The 572-nt window shown below is 69.9% G+C and carries 1 protein-coding gene; it reads left to right on the forward strand.

Translation table 11 applies throughout. The annotated features are described in order from the left end of the window. Window positions 1–48 precede the first annotated feature (48 nt). Window positions 49–572 (forward strand): circularly permuted type 2 ATP-grasp protein (locus tag AC1D15_RS36320; protein WP_477829907.1); only part of this gene is annotated, 524 nt, incomplete at its 3' end.

Consider the following 572-nt stretch of genomic DNA (forward strand, 5'->3'; position numbering starts at 1 on the left):
GGGGGGGGCGGTTCCATGACAAACTGGCGACTGGTTTGAAGTCGACACATGCTCAGAACATTGCTTGAGGGATACGCCGTCCACGAGGGTCGCTACGACGAGTTGCTCGCGGCGCCCGGCGCGCCACGCCCCCACTGGGAAGCTTTCCTGGAGACCCTGGCCCAGCGCCAGGGGCCCGACATCGGCGACACCTTGTCGCTGATGGAACGCGAGATCCGCGAGAACGGGATCACCTACAACGTCTATGCCGACCCGCAGGGCGCCGACCGCCCCTGGGAGGTCGATCCGCTGCCGCTGCTGATCTCGCCCGCCGAATGGGACGAGATCGAGGCCGGCATCGCGCAGCGCGCCGAGCTGCTGAACCGCGTGCTGACCGACATCTACGGCCCGCAGGAGCTGCTGCGCAACGGCAGCGTGCCGCCGTCGGTGGTGTTCGGCCACAGCGGCTACCTGCACCAGGTGCAGGGCATCCGCCCGGCCGGCGGCGTGCACCTGTTCCAGTACGCCGCCGACCTGGCGCGCTCGCCCGACGGCCGCTGGTGGGTCGTCGACGACCGCACCCAGGCCCCGTC

Source organism: Rhizobacter sp. P2_H2 (genome assembly GCF_056403375.1).